Genomic DNA, 18,251 nt, shown 5'->3' with positions numbered 1-18,251 from the left:
CTTTGAATGAGCCAGGGGGACAGGTCCCGTGGCTCATTCTTTCTTTTTAATTATAATCAGTTTTGACATCACAAAATGACCGACGGCAATAGTTAGTAATAGGTCTCTATACGGCTCATTTACACCACCCATGAAATAGGCAGCAATATTGAAAAACATAAATGATATTGTGAGTAGCCCGAGAACATAATACTCCATTCTCACTTCCATTATTTTTCCCCCTTAAACATGCCAGGGGGACAGGTCCCGTGGCCCAGTCTCAAAATGAGCCAAGGTACCTGTCCCCTTGGCTCACTTTTTTACTGTGTAATGTATTTCAACAAATTGGTTAAAGGTTCGGGTCCCTTTAAGTTTTAAGTCCAGCTCATAATTGCCGGATTTAAATAATGGAATTCCATCTCCGATGATGGCAGGAGCAATTGTGATAAACAATTCATCGAGTAATTCTTCTTTCAAAAACGTGTGTAACAATTCTCCGCCGCCAACTACCCAAATATTTTTTCCTTCTTCTTTTTTAAGACTATTGGCGAAATCTACAATATCTTCGTTCACAAACTTAACATCAGCTGTATCTTCTAATTGAGACCTGGAAAAGACGTAACAGTCTTTATTTTTATATGGGAATTGACCTTTTTCGTGTTTCATTATCCAGTCATATGTTCTTTTGCCCATAATGATTGTGTCAATTTCTTCATAAAATTCCGAGTAGCCATTATCACCTTCACCCTCTACTTTAAATAACCATTCTAATGAGTCTTCTTTTGTTGCGATGTATCCATCCAAGCTTTGAGCAATAAAGAGTACTATGTTCCGCGGATTCTTCATCATACACCGTCCTAACTACGGGGAAATTTGCCCCATTTTTATTTTAACAACAAGAACTTGATTTAAACTGCACTTTTATAGAATAAGGATTCAATAAAAAAGGCGGTTATCCTTCCTGGATCAACCCGCCTGTTACCTTATAATTTCATATTTTTTAGCTCTTTATCTTTTTTAGATTTTCAGTTTCGACATTATAAAGTGACTTGCCACAGGGACAGCCCCCCTGGCTTCTCCCATTGGCTTCATATATATTGATGAAAATTTGTTTCCACTGGCATTATAGATTTGATGAATGCGACATCTTTTTTGTAAACGTCGGGAGCAAAAAACTCCATACCCCAATGTTCGGAATGGAAGATGGTTGTGGTATTATTTATTAGGAAGATAGAGAACCATTTGATCTTCCCCTCTATGTCTATATTGTTATATGATAAATAATTTACAACGTCTGGTGTAATTTTCCCTTTGAATATAGTAAGGTCGTATTCCTTAGTTTTTTCAAACCCTTTAAGCACAGATTGCACTTCCTCCACAATCAATTTCTCTTCATTCCAGCAATGGATTTCTATAGTATCTGAACGTAATAAAAAGTACTTCATTAAAGGAACCCAGTAATCAATTTTTTCATAAACAAATAAACTAAAATACAGCTGGTATTTCATTTTATACCTCATTTCGTTATTTTTAATGGCCACATGGACAGATCCATGGCTTTACATTAGAAAAATGTCAAGGGTCTTTTCCACTTGGTTCAGGGAGGAGAAGAAGAATGCTTAAGAAAATGAATATATTTTTAATTATTATACTCCTTATTGCATTAACTGGCTGCACCCCAGACAGCACAGCAGATGTTGGTCGGCTTAACATGAATGAGGAACTCGTCAATTCGGCAAGGATTATTCAAGACACAAGTGAAGGAAGTATTCTTGTTGATAGTACCTATTATTCAATCGATAAAGCTGTAATTAGTACGACTTCTGGCAAAAAAATTACTGCCAAAGATCTTCAGCCCGGAAGCCTTATAAATCTAAAAACGACTGGATTTATCATGGCATCCTTCCCTGGTCAAGGAGAAGCTACTAGTGTCATCACCTATGATGACCAGAGAAGCCAGGAAATAAGCGAAGCGGTTCGTTACATCCTCAAACATCAGCCTATGGGAGATATCATTTCGCCTTCTTTACAAAAAATAACTGATGATAAACTAATCATTCATTTCTTTGAATGGACTACCAACGGAAAAAAATACGAAGCTACTCTCAATTTAAAAAATAAGGATCTAAAAGTAGTAGAGATTAAAAATGAGTTTGCCGAGAAGTTAAAAAAAGAACAGGAGGCAATCCTCAAAAATAAAAAAGATTTTATGTACACCGGGTACATCACGAAGGTTTTACCAAATGGATTCCGTATTAACAGAGTCGATTTTACTTTTGACAAGTCAATAACGTTTAAAAACCAAAAAGGAGCAAGTCTAACATTAGAAAACTTTCTGGTCGGAGATTTTGTAACTGCCTACCATGCCAGCTTATCAACAGAGACTTTTCCGTATAAAGGAACACTGTATCAACTTGAACAACTCATGACTAAATCGCCATCTACAGAGTGGGTAAAATCCTTAACTGAAAGCGGGAAATTTATCGAACCTGTCATCATGGATACCTGGCAGGAACAAGACGGTACTAAAACAGTTAAGATTATTGATATAAAAAAAACCAGGAAGCTCCTTTACATTGTGAATTACAATCATAAAACTGGAAAACAAACCGTTAAAGAGATTCCGAATAAATAGGAAAAAGTGACAGACAAAATTATATGTCTGTCACTTTCTTCTGATTCAGGTTTCGTTAGAATAGCACCTGAATTTTATCTCATTTGTCCAATCGTAATTGAGTTTCCATTGCGGACCAGCGGCTGTTCAACTGCATCAGCTACACGGCCAATTGGCAAATAAAGTTTTCCTTCGAAAACAAAGGATTCTAATGTGGTGAATTGACGGCCGTTAATATAGATTTTCTTTTTATGTGTATCAAAGATAGTCGTTCTATCCTTAGCTACAATTCTGAATTGACCAGATTTATAGGAGTTAGGTGTACCAAACCAATTAGGTATGGTTCTCGCCGGTACATATACTGAACCATTCTTTATAAGCGGGACAACTTTTTCATTTGCTCCAAAATCATATTTTACGTCATCAACATAATAAATGTGTGAATTGACGGTAAGTTTCAAGATCCTTTCATTAGCCGGTTTTGCTTGAGCATCAGGAACTGATAATGAAGACAGTGACAACATCAAAACAAACATAAACGTTAGAGATTTTTTCATACTTCCTCCTCCTAAAAAAGTTCTTGTACTCACTTTATTAGACGATTAAGAGGTGTAAATGTATCAGTTTTCTTCTTTTTATTTGCAGTAATTAATGTAGCCATATTCAACAGGCTGGCTACTATCATTTAGGTCACAGCATTTTATTAGGCTTCGAATAAACTTGGAATTCATTCTGAGGTGGTCTTCGTAAATCATTGGCCATCTCAGTTCATATATATGGTCTGTTATCTCCCATTTACTAACTGGCTTCCCGCAAGCTAAGTTTCCATCTCGTATGATCAATTTACAGGAGCCCTTATCTGGATATGCTAAAGAATTCCACTAGGGAGAGTACTTCTTTTTTATTAAAAATAAATGTTTCACCGCTTTCGTTAGTAAATCTGGCTGTCTTTCTGTAAGGGTTTAGCCAAAAGTCAAAAACCATATGACTTGTGTCTTCGAAAAAAAGGGTAACTTGTAGATTTGGTTCTTTTCTCGTCTTGGGACCGGAAGAAAACTCAGCATTTTCAAGTATCTCTATAAAAGTACTAACATCTTTCGGATCAACTACCTCAACACTAAGCAGCCCTGCATCGCTTGTTGAAAAAAGTTTCTGCAAACCCCGTCCTGATAGAGATATTTTACTCACTTCGGTTGAGACTTTGAAATATCTTGACTGCTCCTTGATGCCACATCCTAAAAGAAAACCAATAGACAATACTAACAAAACAACTAAAATTAGTTTCTTAAGATTCATGGCATGTCTCCTTCTCCCTTTTATAATCTAGACGAAAAATTCATCTATTTAGTTACCCTTAAAACAGCAATGAGGCCACAGGGACTGACCCCCTGGCTCAGTTTGAGGCCACAGGGTCAGACCCCCTGGCCCAGTTTTAAAAAGAGCCATGGGACCTGTCCCCCTGGGTCACAAAAATTATTGATTTTGCCTGATACATACGATCCCGGTATTCATATCCAATGACAATGCTGCCTGCAAAAGCACCTGGAGACAGCTGGGGATACAATACAGCATAAAGTTTATTATCTCTTATTTCGTACTTAATGATGCTGCCAAAGTTTATCCCTGGAAATATGGTATGGGGCAAAAGCTTCAACTTTTTAACATCAATTTGATAAGACTTTTGTCCAATCGTTATCACTGCTTTGTTTTTTGTTAAGCTTGATTTTAAATTATTATTTACAATTGCCATTGGGTTGTCAACCAGTACTTCTCTCAACTGCTGACCATTTACATGAAAGACAGCCACTTCTTGCTCTAAGACGCCTGTACCATAACCTTTGGTCAGGATAATAATCAGTTCTTTCTTTTTATCACCATTAATATCATCGTAATGGATTTCAGGGGCGTAAGTGGGATTGGAGACATTTATCCAGAGTGGCCTGGAATACTCACTTCCCTGAAAATTCAACTTAAAGTCGTAAAAAAGACTATTCCTCTCTATGGCATGCAAAGTGATGCTGTCTGATTTGGCGACTATTTTATGTTTTGGTTCTGAAGCTCCAGCTTCATTTGATAAACTCACTAAGAGTATAGACAATAAGATAAATACTACTCTCTTCAATAGCCCTCACCTCGTTTTTAGCATTCCCAAATTGTGAGCCAAGGGGACAGACCCCGTGGCCCAGCTTCAAAAAAAAGCCAAGGGACCTGTCCCCTTGGCTCTTCATGTTCTCTTAACCATAATGGCCCCCGGCCCATTCCTCTCCTCATCCCAAACCGTCTGAATCTCAAATGTCCCCGGCTCGAAAAACAAATCAAATCTCATTTTGATATCTTCCTGCATCGGCAAATTTTTTGCATCTTTTATGCTGATCCAATGCAGCTCCCCTTCCGGCGGATTCTCCAGCAGTTCGCCCTCAAAGTCCTTCGTCCAATAATTCATCATCATATACCGCTCATTTTTCACCGGATTCACAAACTCCGAAATCCCCTTAAATACAAGATTGCTCACTTCAAGGCCGGTTTCTTCCCTGACCTCCCGGATTGCTCCATCAGTAAAGCTCTCCGGGAATTCCACTCGCCCGCCCGGCGGAAGAAAGCCCTTAAAGTGGTCATGCTGCCTGTCCAGCAGCAGCACTTTATCTCCATCCTGAATCATCACCACTGTCCAGATTTTATAGGTTATTTGATTCTCCAAAATATCTCCTCATTTCGTGCCAGGGGGTCAGGTCCCCTGGCCCAGCCTCAAAATGAGCCAAGGGACCTGACCCCCTGGTTCATTTTCTGCGGATTAACATGTACACTAAGGTTCCCCCCGCTAGAAATAGACCTGTGCCCAAGAGAACTGTTACATAAGATACTCCAACTACAGCTGTATCATAGCTGGTCTCTCTGCTTTCAAGCACAGACCACCAATCATTCTCTGTAGAAAAATAGATGGCCATGAACAGCCATGTAAGAAAGGTGAAAAGAGTAAGTAAGAATACGATGATTTTAGTTCCCAAGGCAACCTCCAAATAAATCAATTATTGGCATTGTACAGCAGGGAAGTTAGAATCCTGCTGGTTAAACAGTTATACAATGAACCCTATTTTCCTCTTAATATCATTTAAAAAAGGTTCACTTGCGGTCCTGGTTTTTACTGCACCTCCTGCAATCAAGCCGGGGGGACAGACCCCATGGCCCATTCTCAAAAAGAGCCAAGGGACCTGTCCCCTTGGCTCAAAGCCACTTCCGAATATCCATGATAGCCTGCAGATGCATGCCTTCATGGAATATCGTCCGGATCAGCACTTGTTCGATTGTCCGCATTCCCATTTCTGTTGGCGGATATTCTTTTTCAAGGCGGTGGCCATAGGCTTTCCTCAGGCATGTCGGCTGCTGTCTCAGCAGATCCTTAAGTTCATCAAATGAGGGTGTTTCTTCAGTAAAATCAGCAGGTGTTGAGCCATAGCCAAACCAGGTGCGGAATGCTTCCGGCACCGGTGATTTTTCCTTCGTCAGCGCTTCAATCCATAAATATTGGTCCAGATAAATATGCCCCATATTCCATCTGATGTTATTGCGGAATTTATCGGGAACAATCTCTGCCTGACCGGCGGTTATTCCTTCTAACACAAGCAGAATATCTTCCCTGTAAGCTTGCAGCTGGGTGAAAAGATTTTCGTGGCGGTCATTCATTTTTTGAACTCCTTCTTATAATGACATCCACCATAAGTTCCACAAAACATGGCGCCAATCCTTCTTGAAAAAAGAGCCAGGGGGACAGACCCCATGGCCCAGCCACAAAAGGAGCCAGGGGGACAGACCCCGTGGCCCAGCCGCAAAAAGAGCCAGGGGACCTGTCCCCTTGGCTCTTTATAATGTTTCGGTATTCGATTTTTTCTGCGGTGCAAACCATCCGAGGAGGGCTATTGCGATCAGTATTCCGTAGAAGACCAGTGTCCAGCCTGTGCTGTGCGGAAAGTGGTGGTCTAGGACGCCGATATCTTCGTGCGCAAGGGTGATGACAGCAAGCTTGACTCCGACCCACGCTACAATGGCATAGGCGGTTGTTTCAAGTGCCGGTCGTTTCGCAAGCAGCTGCACAAACCAGGTTGCAGCGAATTTAATAAGGACCAAGCCCGCGATTCCGCCAAGGACCACGACAATGAACTGTCCGCCGTCCATGCCGCCGAAATCATCGAGCGGTGAATCCGGCAGTCCCAAAGCAAGTGCAACCGCAGCAAGGATTGAGTCAATTGCAAATGCCAAATCGGCTAATGCAATTTTCCCTACCGTCGGCCAAAATCCCTTGCCGCGGGACTCTTCTTTCAGATCCTCGCGGTTATGTTCGTTGTCTTTCCCAAACTTCGCTTTAATCACATGCTTCAATCCCAGGTAAAGCAGGTAAGCCGCCCCGATTGCCTGTATCTGCCACACGTTGGCAATGAAGGAAATGGCAAAAAGCGCGATAAATCGAAAGGCAAATGCCATAATAATTCCGTAGTTGATAGCTCTTTTCTTCTCTTCCTCAGGCAGATGCTTCGCGATGACAGCCAGTACAAGCGCATTGTCAGCAGAAAGCAAGCCCTCCAATCCAATTAAAATCAGTAATGCCCATGCATATTCAAGCCATATGCCCTCCATAAAAACACTCCTCTCAACAACAATACATTTTTTGTAGATTTCCCTGATAAGGCAGTTTATAACCATTTAATTAAGCATTAATCATTTTCTTTTTTAAATGATCCCCTCAATGTATACAATAACTCCATTTTATAACACATGATGTTGTCTGCAGTATTATTTTTTCAAATAGTTTTTTTAATCATAAATCAAAATAATTACGTTTTACATTGACACATTTTTTCGCACATAGTATATTCAGTAAGGTATAAATAGTAACAATTACGATTTATACAATACATAATGATTGGAGCGATATCATTTATGAGCAAAAAGCTTACCAGTTCTATTTTTTTCCTTTTCTTATTAGGCATCATCCTTGCAGGCTGCCAGGAAAAGAGCGATGCACCGGCTAAAGAGGCAGCCCCTGAGGAATCCGCTGAAAATGCCGAGGAATCCACTGAGAGTGCCGAAGAAAGCCATGATCATGAACATGACCATGATGACGAGGAAGATCATGAACACGAGCATGACCACAGCCACGGCTCAGAGGAAGAACAACAAATCTATTCAGGGATATTTGAAGATGACCAAGTCGAAGACCGTCCTTTATCTGACTGGGAAGGCGACTGGCAGTCTGTTTATCCTTATCTGCTGGACGGAACGCTGGATGAGGTTTTTGAACACAAAGCTGAAACAAAAAAGGATAAATCCGCTGAGGAGTACAAAGCTTATTATAAAACTGGTTATGAGACAGACGTTGAACGAATTGTTATCAAGGATAACGAGATGACATTTTACAGAAATGGTGAAGCAAAAACAGGAGAATATGAATATCACGGCTACGAAATCCTGACCTATGAAGCTGGAAACCGGGGCGTCCGTTTTCTATTTGATCTGGCAGGAGAAGAAGCAGACGGGCTGCCAAAGCATGTCCAATTCAGCGATCACAGCATCTACCCGACAAAAGCCCATCATTACCACATTTATTTCGGGGATGAAGAACATGCAGAACTTCTGAAAGAACTGGAGCACTGGCCAACCTATTATTTCTCTGATTTAAGCGGAGAGGAAATAGTGCATGAAATGACTGCTCATTAATAAATTTGAGCTGAGAGAGATATTGCCCTTTTGCAGGTGATATTTGTCTCTCAGCTTTTTTAATCTGCATCATTTTTTGGGTAAATTGCTCAGTGTTTAAATCGTTTCACTGCTTTTTTTAACCAAGCCCCTTTTATCCTGCCAACAAGCCTGAAGGAAGAGCTTCTATCCTTATAAAATCTCCCCTATCACCCGCCCAATAAACGCTCTTTATTCTCTTCCAAGTGCTTCATAATTCCTTGAATGCCAGACTCATAGCTTCTCACCGCTTCTTCATTTGGTTCAGAACCACTCTGCAAAAATTGCTTCCATTCTCCTTCTAACTGCTCCAGTGACTTTCCATAGACGGCCTGGATTGTTGTTGCAAGGTCCGGTTCACCATGAATTTCTAAGAATTTTCCCAGTCCATATTCATTGATAAGATACCTTGTAAACGAAGCGGATTCGATGTAAGCCAGCCATCTGAGGGAGGATGAGTCTTTATCCAGGTTTGTATAGGAGAAGAATCTGTCATCCAGCAGCAGGGTTTCAAGAGGCAGTATGATGTCTTTAGAGATTAAATCCTTCATGATTTCATGTGTATCTTCCTTATAATTAGGATTCACACTTCTTTCCGAATAGGTTTCCTGCATAAAAATCGCCAAGCCTTCTTGTGTAACTTGTCCTTTTTCATCATTAAAAAGTGCATGGGTCATTTCATGAATGAGCGGATCATTTCCTTCTGAAATATAATAAAGATTGATGGTGCCGCCGTTATGGGAGCTGACCTTTTGCTCATTATGCAGATTCAAATAAATCCTGGAGGGTGGAGAAAGAGAAATCTTTTCTTTTTGCAATGCCGCATAAAAGCCGAGGATTTCTTCTTTGATCTGCTTTAGCGTATCCGTTGAAAACTCCCCTTTATTTTGCATAACAATATCAATTTTCCCATCTTCTGTTTTAAAATTTGTCAATTCATTTTTTGGAGGCTCAGCTCTTTTGGTGACCTCGGCATCCTTGTCAGTATTGGTACAGCCGATAAGAAGCCCCATTAGCAAAATGGCAGCAGAGGCGGCCTTTATCCTTCTGCCCGCCTTCCCCTTCCTATTGTTAATGTCCATCTCCATCAAACACCCCTCTCATCTCCTCAGGCACAATCATCACATCCTGTATTTCATACCGATCATCAGGCGTTAAATGAAGCAGCACCATTTCGCCATTTTCAAATTTTAACAGCTCGTAGGTATTGAAGCTTGTACCTGAACTCATCCTTACCTTAATTTGCTGCAGCAGCTCATCAGAGATTTTCGCCTTTCTTCCCTCGGCCATGAGTGTTCTGGCCTGCTGATCATTTTCTGTCCTGACCGCTTCCTTGAATATCAGCCCAACTTCACCAGCATCTGGTTTGCTCAACTCTTTATAGACAACCAGCCCTAATCCTATGTTCAGAAAAATAGATGCAGCAATAAGTATATTCTTGACTCGCATCGCTTCACTCCTTACTTAGCCGGATATTAGTAGCCAAATTGGTTCAATATAAACTTCAGCACCGGCAGCAGGATCAGAATCAAAACGCTTTGATAAAAAGAAGTCAAAATATCCTTTTTCCACGTATTCCTTTCAGGATAGCGATTGGCCAAGCGCTGAAACAGAAGCAGCACAAGCCACCAGAAAAATAAAGCGGTCAGCACCGTTTGTATATCACTATAAAACATCCTTGCTCCCCCTTTGCCGACAATTTACTTAATCACATATACGGTTTATAAGGAAAAAAGTTCCTTTTTATTAGTACAAAAAAAGCATTTCCCCATCAAAAGGAAATGCCCATTGCTTCTTTATTCTTTTTTCCGTTCTTTTCCGAAAAAGCCCCAATCCAGGAAGGCATATACGGCCATATATACGGCTGCCTGGATACAATTAGAAAGGAGGTGGACTTCCTTTTCTGTTAGAAAGTCATACAAGCTAAACCAGGCTATCAGGATGATAAGCAATAGGATATAAAAATTCTTCCTGGATTTTCGCAGAAATTTCAGCACTTGCCGCTATTTCGCACCCTCATCAGGCTGATGGATCCCAAAGATATTGCCTTCTGTATCCACATAATATCCCTGCCACGCCATCCCCGGCAGAGCGTATTTCGGCAATGCGACCTTTCCGCCGTATTCAATGATTTTAGCTTCCGTGCTGTCATAATCTTTAACACCTAAAGTACAGGAATAGCCGTTCACTGGCTGACCGGGTTCGGGCGGCGGGCTCTGGCGTTTGATCAAGGCCCCATTGATGCCCATTTCACTGTCTTCACCCGTCACTGCGCCGAAGTATGGCATCCCGGCATATTCGCTCCAGTCCTGAAACGACCAGCCAAACACATTTCCATAAAACTTTTTCGCACGCTCCAAATCATCCACATGAATTTCGAAATGAATTAGTCTTCCCATGATTTCCTCCCGATTTCCAATTATAATTTCTAATACTAACTTCGAGCTATCTTTAGGAATACCTTCTACAAAAAAAGCCTGCCCCAAAGTTTTTTGGAGCAGGCATCTTTTCTATTAGTGGATATCCTTTTTCCTGAAATTTCCGCCCTTTACTTCGGAAACATCATAAACAGTGACAAAGCAATCGGGGTCAATTTCATTGATGATTTCTTTCAGCTTGGTTTCTTCCATGCGGTTGATGACACAGGTGATTTCCCTGAATTTTTCATGGGAAAAGCCTCCGTAGACTTCTTTATAAGTCGCACTTCGGCCCAGACGGTCGCGAATGGTCTCTACCATCAATGCAGGCTGAGTGGTGATAATCTGAAAAGTTTTGGAACCGCTCAGTCCCACCTCAACAATGTGAATGACCTTGGATGCGATAAAGTAAGCAATTGCTGACAGGATTGCCCCCTGCAGCCCAAACACGGTTGAAACGAAGATAAATACAAAAATGTTCAAGAAGAGAATGATATCACTCGTCCCAAACGGCAATTTCCGGGACAGCAGCACGGCCAGCATATCGATGCCATCCAAAGCACCGCCATTCCGCAGCGCCAGCCCCATGCCAAACCCGAGGATGATCCCCCCAACCACTGTGACCAGCAAGGTATCGCCTTCAATGATTGCCGGGGTATGATGCATCATGCTTGTCCCTATAGCCAGGGAAGCAATTCCGATGATGGAAAGGATCGCAAAGGTTTTTCCGATCTGCTTATATCCCAGCCAGATAAACGGGATGTTCAGGACCGCGATCAAAATCCCTAATGGAAAATCAAATAATTGCGCCCCAACGATACTGAGGCCTGTGACACCTCCATCTGAGACATCGTTCGGAATCAGAACGGTTTCGAGGCCATATGCAGCTATGACTCCCCCGAGGATGACCAGCAGCACCCTCATAGCAAATTTCAGTTTATTCGACTTATGCTTTCTCTTTTCAGTCATAAAATTTCCTGCCTTTACTCTATTTTCATTTTTACAGTGTATCATATTTTAGCCAATCCCCAACACTACTTCACACTTGCCAGGGGAAAGAGCCTTGCCCGCCCTTGTCCCTGAACAGCATATCCTGTTTAATATAAGTTAGGAAATTTACACTAAGGAGTACAAAAGATGTCTGGGAAAGAACAGTTTATACAAATTACTAAAGTACTTGAATATATAGATCAGCATTTGCAGGATACTTTGCCGCTTGAAAAATTGGCCAAGGTATCGACTTACTCCCCTTTTCATTTTCAGCGCATCTTCAAATCATTCATGGGAGAATCCCCGGCTGCATATATAAAAAGGCTCCGGCTCGAGAATGCCGCACACTTATTGATATATGAGCGTGAGATTCCAATTACCGAGGTAGCCCTCATGTGCGGATTCTCCTCCATCTCTTATTTTACCTATTCATTTAAAGAAAATTTCAGTACGAGCCCCAAGAAGTGGCGTGAAGGAGCCTATCTGGAATTATTTCCGAGAGTCTATCAGGATAGCAAGAAATCTAAACTTTTCAGCAATATAAAGAAAGAGGAACAGCAGCAGAATCCCTATAATGAGTTTAGATGGCTGGACCTGGATAAAGTCAGGACCATTGAGCTTCCAGTTTGCGCAACTGTGAATAGACAAAGCGTCGGCCCTTACACGGAAGGAATCCCGGATGCCTGGGAAGACCTCTACCATTGGACAACATCAAGGGAGCTAATGAAACCGGATCCGTTCACCTTTGGTGTGCCGAGAAATAATCCATATATAACACCTCCGGAAAAAACCAGATATGACTGCCGCATAGCAATTGATCAGGATAAGATCCCGGAGGGCGAACCCGCCTTTCTTTTTAAAGGGGGAAAGCATGTTGTATATGAGTTTGATGAACCTGTCGATTACAGTGAAAGAGGCAGACTGATTGAATGCTATTCTGAACTGTACAGCTTCTGGCTGCCGAGAAGCGGATACAGGTATCTGGATAATCCCGTGGAATTGGTTGATGTAAAGCCGCTCAAAGGGTCGCTGTCAGTAGAGTGTAAAATCAGGGCAATATGCCTGGCCATCGAACCCAAATAAAGGAGCAATCTTATGTCAATTGATTGGAGCAGCATCTCCCTCCTTCCGGTAATTGCCGGAGGAATGGTATACATCCTTTACGGAGGAATCTATTATTCAATCGCCTTATCGAAAAAGTATACAAGCAATCATGAAATCATCAATAAACAAAGCCAGGGCCCATTCAAATATATCTACTCAGTTATTATTGCATTCATGATTTCATATTTAATGGCTGCCGTCCTTCAGGCGACCGGCTCTGACAGCCTGCTGGATGGCGCAGTGCTGGGATTTTCCGCCGGATTATTGATCTCCATCGTTTATGTAAAAAATGCTTTATTCGGACTTGTCACAAAGAAATCATTGGTTATTGCTGTTGGAGACCATATAATTGCATTTACTATGGTGGGGATGGTTGTGGGGTTATTTTTATAAGTATTGAAGAAAGGTGCCTGTCCAGTATTCTATTACAAGGGCAGGCACCTTTTTATGCAGCGAGAAGAGAGCTGTGTGATGTTTCCTCATTAGACCAATGACCCGCTCGTGTACTCCTCTAAGGCCTGGCAGCATTTTTCATCTTCCAAAGTAAGATAAACACTTTTGCGGAAAGATTTGCAGTGTTTCTTAAGCCGGGCGGCTTCTCTGCTCAATTCTTCAATCGTTTGAAAGTCAGTATTCGTGTTGAGGACAACAGCAATGGATAGACCAAGGATCGGGACACTGTCCGGGATTCCCATCCGGTTTACTGCCTGGATGCACCCTTCCTTAAGCTCTTCTTCCGAGTAAAATGAACGGGCATAATCATCAAATCTTTCGAGAATCGCCGAGCAGATGTTTTGATAGTTATGATGAGGGAAAACCGCAATAAAATCATCCCCTCCAATGTGCCCGATAAAGGAATGGCTGCTCATGGGACTTGCAGCAATCACATCTTTCATTATTGCTGCTGTTGCCTGGATGACCTCATCGCCAGTTTTGAATCCAAATGTATCATTGAAGGTTTTAAATGAGTTGATGTCAATATAAAGCACGGTATATTGATCCGAGGACATTGCCTTCTTAAGGGCATTTTTAATCTCGAAATTGCCCGGGAGCCCTGTCAGCGGATTTGAATATCTTGCTATGCTGATCTGTTCCTCCGCCAGCTTCATCAGGAGATTCCGGATGCTCACTGTACCAATCAGCAGGTCTTCTTTCGTTACAATTACGTAATCATACAGCTGCTCCTGTGTCCGGTCCATAGCAAGGGCACTGGCTTCCGTAATTGGGACAGAATGGTCGATAACAAGAGGCTCCGGGATCATGACCAGCTCAACTTTCCGCTTCATGAACAGGTCAAAGCCGTACTGAGTGGACAACTTTTGATAAAATTTCGTTTTCGACACCAGCCCGACCGGCCGGCTGTCCATACAGACAACGACCCCTTCAATTTCCGGCGTTTCCTTAAAAATGGAATAAACATATTCACATTTTGTCGAAGGAGCAACAAACATGACTCTCTCGGCGATTTCTCCAATCGTCGCTTGCATAACGACACCTTCATTTCAGTACAAAGTTATAGATGAGTGCTGGGCCTTCCAAGGTAATATCCTTGTCCCAATTGAATGCCTGCCTGCCTGGCAATCATTAATTGCTCCGCAGTTTCAATCCCTTCAAGCGTAACGGCCACGCCTTCGCTGATAAAATAGGCAGCAATCCAATCAAGGAACTTTTGCTTTTTCACAGACTCAGCCAGGTTTTCACAAAAATAACGGTCAAGCTTGACGATATCCGGCTCAAGCTCCAGAGCAATCCGCAAGGAAGACTGTCCTTTTCCAAGATCGTCAAGTGCGATCCTGAAGCCAAGAGACTTCAAATATTGGACAATATCCTTCAGCCTGTTTAAAGAAACAACCGATTCAGCTTCATTCAACTCAAACGTAATCTGTTCCGGCTTCAGCAATGCTTTCTTCATTATATCATCGATTTTCCATAAAAAAGCCGGTTCCAGCATTGTAGATGGGAAAATATTCACAGATAAACGGAAAGATGCAGCAGCTGCAGCTTGATATTCAAATGTGCTGATGCTCCGGGCAATCGAAAAAACATCCAGCTCATACAGCTTTCCGTTCTGTTTGGCCATTGCAAACAGCACTTCGGGATTTTGGATCTCAAAGCTTCTGATCAGTCCTTCATAACCTGCAATACAATGCTCTGCCAAACTGAATATAGGCTGAAACGCATGGCAGAAATTGAACATATGGAAGTTTTGATCTTCTTTAGATTCAAACAGCATAGTTGTCATCAAAAATACCTTCCTAAACATAAAGTCGATAATCCAAATGTACTACTTCTCTGTTAAATTCGTGTAAGGTTCTTGTAAAAATCTTTCTAGGTATATAAGAATTTGACAAGCTTCCTACATGGCAGCCAAAGATAAAAAAAGGGAAAGCCCCTATGAGCTCCCCCCATCATTGCGCTTCCCACTGATCAAGGAAAGCCTGTTCATAACTGCGTTTTTTCCAAAGCTAAAAGTCGTCCATAATTTTTACTAGGCCGCCGGTACGGGCTGACTCCACAGCTGCCGCTGCAATTCCCTGGGTTCGGCAGGCATCCAAATAGTCCGTTTTAATCCCGGAGGCGTACCCTGTCTTAATCGCATGAATAAAAGCTCTTGCTTCAAGTATGTATGGGATTTCTTGATCCTTCCACTCTGTTATTATCCCATTCTCCCTTTTTGTCAGCCTTTCCTGATCAAGCTGGAGAATGCCCCAACCTGCACTGGCATCCGTTCTGGCTTTCACTGCCCAATAATAATAATCACCGTCCCCAAAAAGACAGCACAGGCTGTTGCAATCAGCCTCCAGTGGAATCTTTCTTCAGAGGCCAACAGCATCCTGGCCAGGAAAATCGTAATGATCGGCTCAATAGCCGCTATGGTACTGACATACGATACATGAGTATAAAGAAGGGACACGAAAAAAGAGACTTGGGCAAACCCTGTCACAATGCCGGCTGCCACAAAATAGAGATTGATATTTTTAAAGTTCCATGCCAATGTCAGCTTCAGCTGCTTTCTGCCAATTTCCATCAAAATAAACACGAGCAGGGCGAATACGGAGCCAATCAATGATCCTAAGACTGCATCAGAATCATACAGAATTCCTAATTTTCTCAGCCCCTGGCCAATGCCAAAGCAGATGGCCGCAGCAATCGCCAGCATGAACCCCGATTTATCCTCTCGTTCCGCATGGTCTTCTGCTGAGCGGAAGTCAAATCGTTCCTGCAGAAAGAGGGAGGTCAGGATGACGAGGATTCCAGTCCCGGCAAGAAGAGAAATGGTTTCTCCTAGTAAAAGAACGGCCATGATAATGGTGAATACCGGGGCAGCATTTTTCAGTGCGGCCGCCCTGGAGGAGCCTATTTTTCGAATACCGGCAAACAGAAGAGTCCTGCCTAAAAATACCGTACAAAATCCTGCCAGCATATAAAAAAAGACACCAATCCAGCTAACAGGCGCCATCTCTTTTTCCCCAAAAAGAAACATCGATCCGTATATCCCCGTCACGGTCAGTACACAAATGAACAGAGACAGGAAACTGCCATTATCCTGCGGGGATTTTCTCATCCCAAGCTGGATGAATATATAGTTGAAAGAATAAGCTATGGCACAGAAAACGGCTAAAATAACCCCCATGCTGTCACTTCCCCTTCCCGCATTTAGGCTCTCAATGCTTCCATTGTATTTCGGTTCTCTAAAATGGTTCTGGATTTCTGCTGCCGGCTTACTGGAATCCCAAATGAAAAAGCCTGTCCGCTAAAGGAATAGCAGACAGGCTTTTTAAAATGATTTAGAGGTAAATTAAAATTCAGCATTCCCCGGAGTACGCGGGAATGGGATAACATCACGGATGTTCTTCATGCCTGTGAGGTACATGATCAGGCGCTCAAAGCCGATTCCGTAGCCGGAGTGCTTGGTTTCTCCATACTTGCGGAGCTCAAGATACCACCAGTAGTCCTTCAGGTCCATGCCCATCTCAGTGATTCTTTCTTTAAGGAGCTCTTCCCTCTCCTCACGCTGGCTTCCGCCGATCAGCTCGCCGATTTCAGGAACAAGCAGGTCTGCAGCGGCAACGGTTTTGCCATCATCATTCGCTCTCATATAGAAAGCCTTGATATCTTTTGGATAGTCTGTGACAAAGACAGGACGCTTATAAATGACTTCACTCAGGTAGCGCTCATGCTCTGTCTGCAGGTCTGCACCCCATTCAGGCTGATATTCGAACTTCTCGCCTGACTCTTTAAGCTGCTCGATTGCATCCGTGTAAGTCACGCGTGCATAGTCAGTATTCAGCGCTGTGTTCAGCCTTTCGATAAGAGTTTTATCGATAAAGCTGTTGAAGAATGTAATTTCCTCAGGAGCTTCGTTCAGCACATACTGAATGACATGCTTAATCATCGCTTCTGCCAGGTCAAGGATATCCGGCAGCTCAGCGAATGCCACTTCCGGTTCAACCATCCAGAACTCAGCCGCATGGCGGGTTGTGTTAGAGTTTTCTGCACGGAAAGTCGGCCCGAATGTATACACCTTCTGGAAAGCAAGAGCGAATGCTTCTGCTGATAGCTGCCCGCTGACGGTCAGATTGGCTTCTCCATTGAAGAAGTCCTTGCTGAAATCCACGTCGCCTTCATCCGTTTTAGGAACATTATTCATGTCCATCGTTGTCACACGGAACATCTCGCCGGCACCCTCCGTATCACTGCCTGTGATGACTGGAGTTTGAGCGTAAATAAAGCCTTTTTCCTGGAAGAAGTTATGGATGGCATAAGAAGCCAGAGACCTGATCCGGAAAACAGCTGAATACGTATTCGTGCGCGGACGCAGATGGGCAATCGTCCTCAGGTATTCAAAAGAGTGCTTCTTCTTTTGCAGCGGATAGTCTGAATTTGATTTACCCTCAATCGTAATCTGTTCAGCTTTCATTTCAAATGGCTGCTTCATGTCAGGCGTCAGAACGATGGAACCTTCTATAGAAACAGTAGAGCTGATGGCCGCTTTTGTGATGTCTTTAAAATTCGGCAGCTCGTCACCGTAAACGACCTGGACATTTTTAAGAAAAGTGCCGTCATTGACTTCAAGGAAGCCGAAAGTCTTTGAATCGCGGGACGTACGGACCCAGCCGGTTATACGCACCTTCTCATTCAAATGGGCTTCAGGATCTCTGTACAGCTCTTTAACAGTTGCTTTAATCATGATTGATCCTCCTAAAAAAATAATGTTCATAAAAAAAAGCCTACGTCCCCCTAAAAGGGACGAAAGGCTTTGCTTCCGCGGTACCACCCACATTGCCGCAAAATGCGGCCAGCTTATCAATTCCGGCAGATAACGTCCCGGACACGTCTAAGCCTACTCAGTGAGCCTTTTCGGTTAGAACTCAGAGGTGTTCTTCGCTCATGCATCCTCATCAGGCTCACACCACCCC

General features: G+C 42.7%; 23 protein-coding genes and 1 other annotated feature (1 of these 24 cut by a window edge). Of the genes, 4 read left to right on the top strand and 19 right to left on the bottom strand.

Annotation, left to right across the window (positions count from 1 at the left end; translation table 11 throughout):
* Positions 1-33: 33 nt before the first annotated feature.
* The 3 genes from N288_RS25340 to N288_RS04350 form a co-directional block, all read right to left on the bottom strand.
* Positions 34-210 (bottom strand): hypothetical protein, encoded by a 177-nt coding sequence (locus N288_RS25340; protein WP_009791949.1) that lies wholly within the window; start codon positions 208-210, stop codon positions 34-36.
* An 81-nt stretch (positions 211-291) separates the two neighbouring features.
* The gene (locus tag N288_RS04355; protein ID WP_022543440.1) at positions 292-825 is read right to left on the bottom strand and encodes a dihydrofolate reductase family protein; all 534 of its coding nucleotides are present in this window, start codon (positions 823-825) and stop codon (positions 292-294) included.
* A gap of 242 nt (positions 826-1,067) precedes the next feature.
* Positions 1,068-1,487 (bottom strand): hypothetical protein, encoded by a 420-nt coding sequence (locus N288_RS04350; RefSeq protein WP_022543439.1) that lies wholly within the window; start codon positions 1,485-1,487, stop codon positions 1,068-1,070.
* Between the two features lie 107 nt (positions 1,488-1,594).
* Here N288_RS04350 and N288_RS04345 point away from each other — a divergent pair, with 107 nt between their 5' ends.
* Positions 1,595-2,614, top strand: coding sequence for a hypothetical protein (locus N288_RS04345; protein ID WP_009791952.1), 1,020 nt, complete (start codon positions 1,595-1,597; stop codon positions 2,612-2,614).
* A gap of 74 nt (positions 2,615-2,688) precedes the next feature.
* On the opposite strand, the gene N288_RS04340 is transcribed toward N288_RS04345, so the two are convergent.
* The 6 genes from N288_RS04340 to N288_RS04310 form a co-directional block, all read right to left on the bottom strand.
* Positions 2,689-3,150 (bottom strand): stalk domain-containing protein, encoded by a 462-nt coding sequence (locus N288_RS04340; protein ID WP_009791953.1) that lies wholly within the window; start codon positions 3,148-3,150, stop codon positions 2,689-2,691.
* Between the two features lie 298 nt (positions 3,151-3,448).
* Positions 3,449-3,889 (bottom strand): hypothetical protein, encoded by a 441-nt coding sequence (locus N288_RS04335; protein ID WP_009791954.1) that lies wholly within the window; start codon positions 3,887-3,889, stop codon positions 3,449-3,451.
* A 136-nt stretch (positions 3,890-4,025) separates the two neighbouring features.
* Positions 4,026-4,715, bottom strand: a complete 690-nt coding sequence (locus N288_RS04330) for a hypothetical protein (RefSeq protein WP_156916996.1) — start codon at positions 4,713-4,715, stop codon at positions 4,026-4,028.
* 102 nt (positions 4,716-4,817) lie between these two features.
* Positions 4,818-5,291 carry an 8-oxo-dGTP diphosphatase gene (locus N288_RS04325; protein ID WP_009791957.1) on the bottom strand — a complete coding sequence of 158 codons (474 nt, stop codon included), beginning with the start codon at positions 5,289-5,291 and terminating at the stop codon, positions 4,818-4,820.
* Positions 5,292-5,815: 524 nt separating this feature from the next.
* A complete protein-coding gene (locus N288_RS04315; protein ID WP_009791959.1) occupies positions 5,816-6,274 on the bottom strand; it encodes a DinB family protein in 459 nt (152 codons plus the stop codon).
* A gap of 177 nt (positions 6,275-6,451) precedes the next feature.
* Positions 6,452-7,222, bottom strand: coding sequence for a TerC family protein (locus N288_RS04310; protein WP_022543436.1), 771 nt, complete (start codon positions 7,220-7,222; stop codon positions 6,452-6,454).
* Between the two features lie 303 nt (positions 7,223-7,525).
* Here N288_RS04310 and N288_RS04305 point away from each other — a divergent pair, with 303 nt between their 5' ends.
* Positions 7,526-8,302, top strand: coding sequence for a metal-binding protein ZinT (locus N288_RS04305; protein ID WP_022543435.1), 777 nt, complete (start codon positions 7,526-7,528; stop codon positions 8,300-8,302).
* Between the two features lie 188 nt (positions 8,303-8,490).
* On the opposite strand, the gene N288_RS04300 is transcribed toward N288_RS04305, so the two are convergent.
* The 5 genes from N288_RS04300 to N288_RS04275 form a co-directional block, all read right to left on the bottom strand.
* Positions 8,491-9,408: a gluzincin family metallopeptidase gene (locus N288_RS04300; RefSeq protein WP_009791963.1), complete on the bottom strand. Its 918-nt coding sequence runs from the start codon at positions 9,406-9,408 to the stop codon at positions 8,491-8,493.
* Positions 9,392-9,769, bottom strand: coding sequence for a hypothetical protein (locus N288_RS04295; RefSeq protein ID WP_009791964.1), 378 nt, complete (start codon positions 9,767-9,769; stop codon positions 9,392-9,394). The genes N288_RS04300 and N288_RS04295 overlap by 17 nt, the downstream gene beginning before the upstream one ends.
* A gap of 26 nt (positions 9,770-9,795) precedes the next feature.
* The gene (locus N288_RS04290; RefSeq protein WP_009791965.1) at positions 9,796-9,996 is read right to left on the bottom strand and encodes a hypothetical protein; all 201 of its coding nucleotides are present in this window, start codon (positions 9,994-9,996) and stop codon (positions 9,796-9,798) included.
* 327 nt (positions 9,997-10,323) lie between these two features.
* The gene (locus N288_RS04280; protein WP_022543434.1) at positions 10,324-10,719 is read right to left on the bottom strand and encodes a VOC family protein; all 396 of its coding nucleotides are present in this window, start codon (positions 10,717-10,719) and stop codon (positions 10,324-10,326) included.
* 114 nt (positions 10,720-10,833) lie between these two features.
* Positions 10,834-11,706: a YitT family protein gene (locus tag N288_RS04275; RefSeq protein ID WP_022543433.1), complete on the bottom strand. Its 873-nt coding sequence runs from the start codon at positions 11,704-11,706 to the stop codon at positions 10,834-10,836.
* Positions 11,707-11,874: 168 nt separating this feature from the next.
* Here N288_RS04275 and N288_RS04270 point away from each other — a divergent pair, with 168 nt between their 5' ends.
* Both N288_RS04270 and N288_RS04265 read left to right on the top strand, forming a co-directional pair.
* Complete coding sequence (locus tag N288_RS04270; RefSeq protein WP_009791969.1) at positions 11,875-12,810, top strand: AraC family transcriptional regulator; 936 nt, start codon at positions 11,875-11,877, stop codon at positions 12,808-12,810.
* A 12-nt stretch (positions 12,811-12,822) separates the two neighbouring features.
* On the top strand, positions 12,823-13,224 hold the full coding sequence (locus N288_RS04265; protein ID WP_009791970.1) for a DUF1761 domain-containing protein: 402 nt from the start codon (positions 12,823-12,825) through the stop codon (positions 13,222-13,224).
* 89 nt (positions 13,225-13,313) lie between these two features.
* On the opposite strand, the gene N288_RS04260 is transcribed toward N288_RS04265, so the two are convergent.
* The 5 genes from N288_RS04260 to asnS form a co-directional block, all read right to left on the bottom strand.
* Positions 13,314-14,318 (bottom strand): GGDEF domain-containing protein, encoded by a 1,005-nt coding sequence (locus N288_RS04260; RefSeq protein ID WP_009791971.1) that lies wholly within the window; start codon positions 14,316-14,318, stop codon positions 13,314-13,316.
* A gap of 26 nt (positions 14,319-14,344) precedes the next feature.
* Positions 14,345-15,073, bottom strand: coding sequence for an EAL domain-containing protein (locus N288_RS04255; protein ID WP_022543432.1), 729 nt, complete (start codon positions 15,071-15,073; stop codon positions 14,345-14,347).
* 223 nt (positions 15,074-15,296) lie between these two features.
* Entirely contained in the window at positions 15,297-15,572 is a 276-nt protein-coding gene (locus N288_RS04250; RefSeq protein ID WP_009791973.1) for a hypothetical protein, read from the bottom strand.
* Complete coding sequence (locus N288_RS04245; RefSeq protein WP_009791974.1) at positions 15,569-16,465, bottom strand: DMT family transporter; 897 nt, start codon at positions 16,463-16,465, stop codon at positions 15,569-15,571. Before N288_RS04245 ends, N288_RS04250 begins: the two co-directional genes overlap by 4 nt.
* A gap of 165 nt (positions 16,466-16,630) precedes the next feature.
* Positions 16,631-18,022, bottom strand: a complete 1,392-nt coding sequence (gene asnS, locus N288_RS04240) for an asparagine--tRNA ligase (RefSeq protein ID WP_009791976.1) — start codon at positions 18,020-18,022, stop codon at positions 16,631-16,633.
* A gap of 52 nt (positions 18,023-18,074) precedes the next feature.
* Positions 18,075-18,251, bottom strand: a binding site (T-box leader); it runs 52 nt beyond the window's last position.

The sequence above is a fragment of the Bacillus infantis NRRL B-14911 genome, from assembly GCF_000473245.1.
GTDB lineage: Bacteria > Bacillota > Bacilli > Bacillales > Cytobacillaceae > Bacillus_AB > Bacillus_AB infantis.
The sequence above is the reverse complement of the archived record's forward strand: the minus strand, read 5'-3'. Positions and strand labels throughout refer to the sequence as shown.

Coding starts and splice junctions, on each gene's coding strand:
- N288_RS25340 (WP_009791949.1), bottom strand. CDS start 210: ATGGAAGTGAGAATGGAGTATTATGTTCTCGGGCTACTCACAATATCA.
- N288_RS04355 (WP_022543440.1), bottom strand. CDS start 825: ATGAAGAATCCGCGGAACATAGTACTCTTTATTGCTCAAAGCTTGGAT.
- N288_RS04350 (WP_022543439.1), bottom strand. CDS start 1,487: ATGAAATACCAGCTGTATTTTAGTTTATTTGTTTATGAAAAAATTGAT.
- N288_RS04345 (WP_009791952.1), top strand. CDS start 1,595: ATGCTTAAGAAAATGAATATATTTTTAATTATTATACTCCTTATTGCA.
- N288_RS04340 (WP_009791953.1), bottom strand. CDS start 3,150: ATGAAAAAATCTCTAACGTTTATGTTTGTTTTGATGTTGTCACTGTCT.
- N288_RS04335 (WP_009791954.1), bottom strand. CDS start 3,889: ATGAATCTTAAGAAACTAATTTTAGTTGTTTTGTTAGTATTGTCTATT.
- N288_RS04315 (WP_009791959.1), bottom strand. CDS start 6,274: ATGAATGACCGCCACGAAAATCTTTTCACCCAGCTGCAAGCTTACAGG.
- N288_RS04310 (WP_022543436.1), bottom strand. CDS start 7,222: ATGGAGGGCATATGGCTTGAATATGCATGGGCATTACTGATTTTAATT.
- N288_RS04305 (WP_022543435.1), top strand. CDS start 7,526: ATGAGCAAAAAGCTTACCAGTTCTATTTTTTTCCTTTTCTTATTAGGC.
- N288_RS04300 (WP_009791963.1), bottom strand. CDS start 9,408: ATGGAGATGGACATTAACAATAGGAAGGGGAAGGCGGGCAGAAGGATA.
- N288_RS04295 (WP_009791964.1), bottom strand. CDS start 9,769: ATGCGAGTCAAGAATATACTTATTGCTGCATCTATTTTTCTGAACATA.
- N288_RS04290 (WP_009791965.1), bottom strand. CDS start 9,996: ATGTTTTATAGTGATATACAAACGGTGCTGACCGCTTTATTTTTCTGG.
- N288_RS04280 (WP_022543434.1), bottom strand. CDS start 10,719: ATGGGAAGACTAATTCATTTCGAAATTCATGTGGATGATTTGGAGCGT.
- N288_RS04275 (WP_022543433.1), bottom strand. CDS start 11,706: ATGACTGAAAAGAGAAAGCATAAGTCGAATAAACTGAAATTTGCTATG.
- N288_RS04270 (WP_009791969.1), top strand. CDS start 11,875: ATGTCTGGGAAAGAACAGTTTATACAAATTACTAAAGTACTTGAATAT.
- N288_RS04265 (WP_009791970.1), top strand. CDS start 12,823: ATGTCAATTGATTGGAGCAGCATCTCCCTCCTTCCGGTAATTGCCGGA.
- N288_RS04260 (WP_009791971.1), bottom strand. CDS start 14,318: ATGCAAGCGACGATTGGAGAAATCGCCGAGAGAGTCATGTTTGTTGCT.
- N288_RS04255 (WP_022543432.1), bottom strand. CDS start 15,073: ATGACAACTATGCTGTTTGAATCTAAAGAAGATCAAAACTTCCATATG.
- N288_RS04245 (WP_009791974.1), bottom strand. CDS start 16,465: ATGGGGGTTATTTTAGCCGTTTTCTGTGCCATAGCTTATTCTTTCAAC.
- asnS (WP_009791976.1), bottom strand. CDS start 18,022: ATGATTAAAGCAACTGTTAAAGAGCTGTACAGAGATCCTGAAGCCCAT.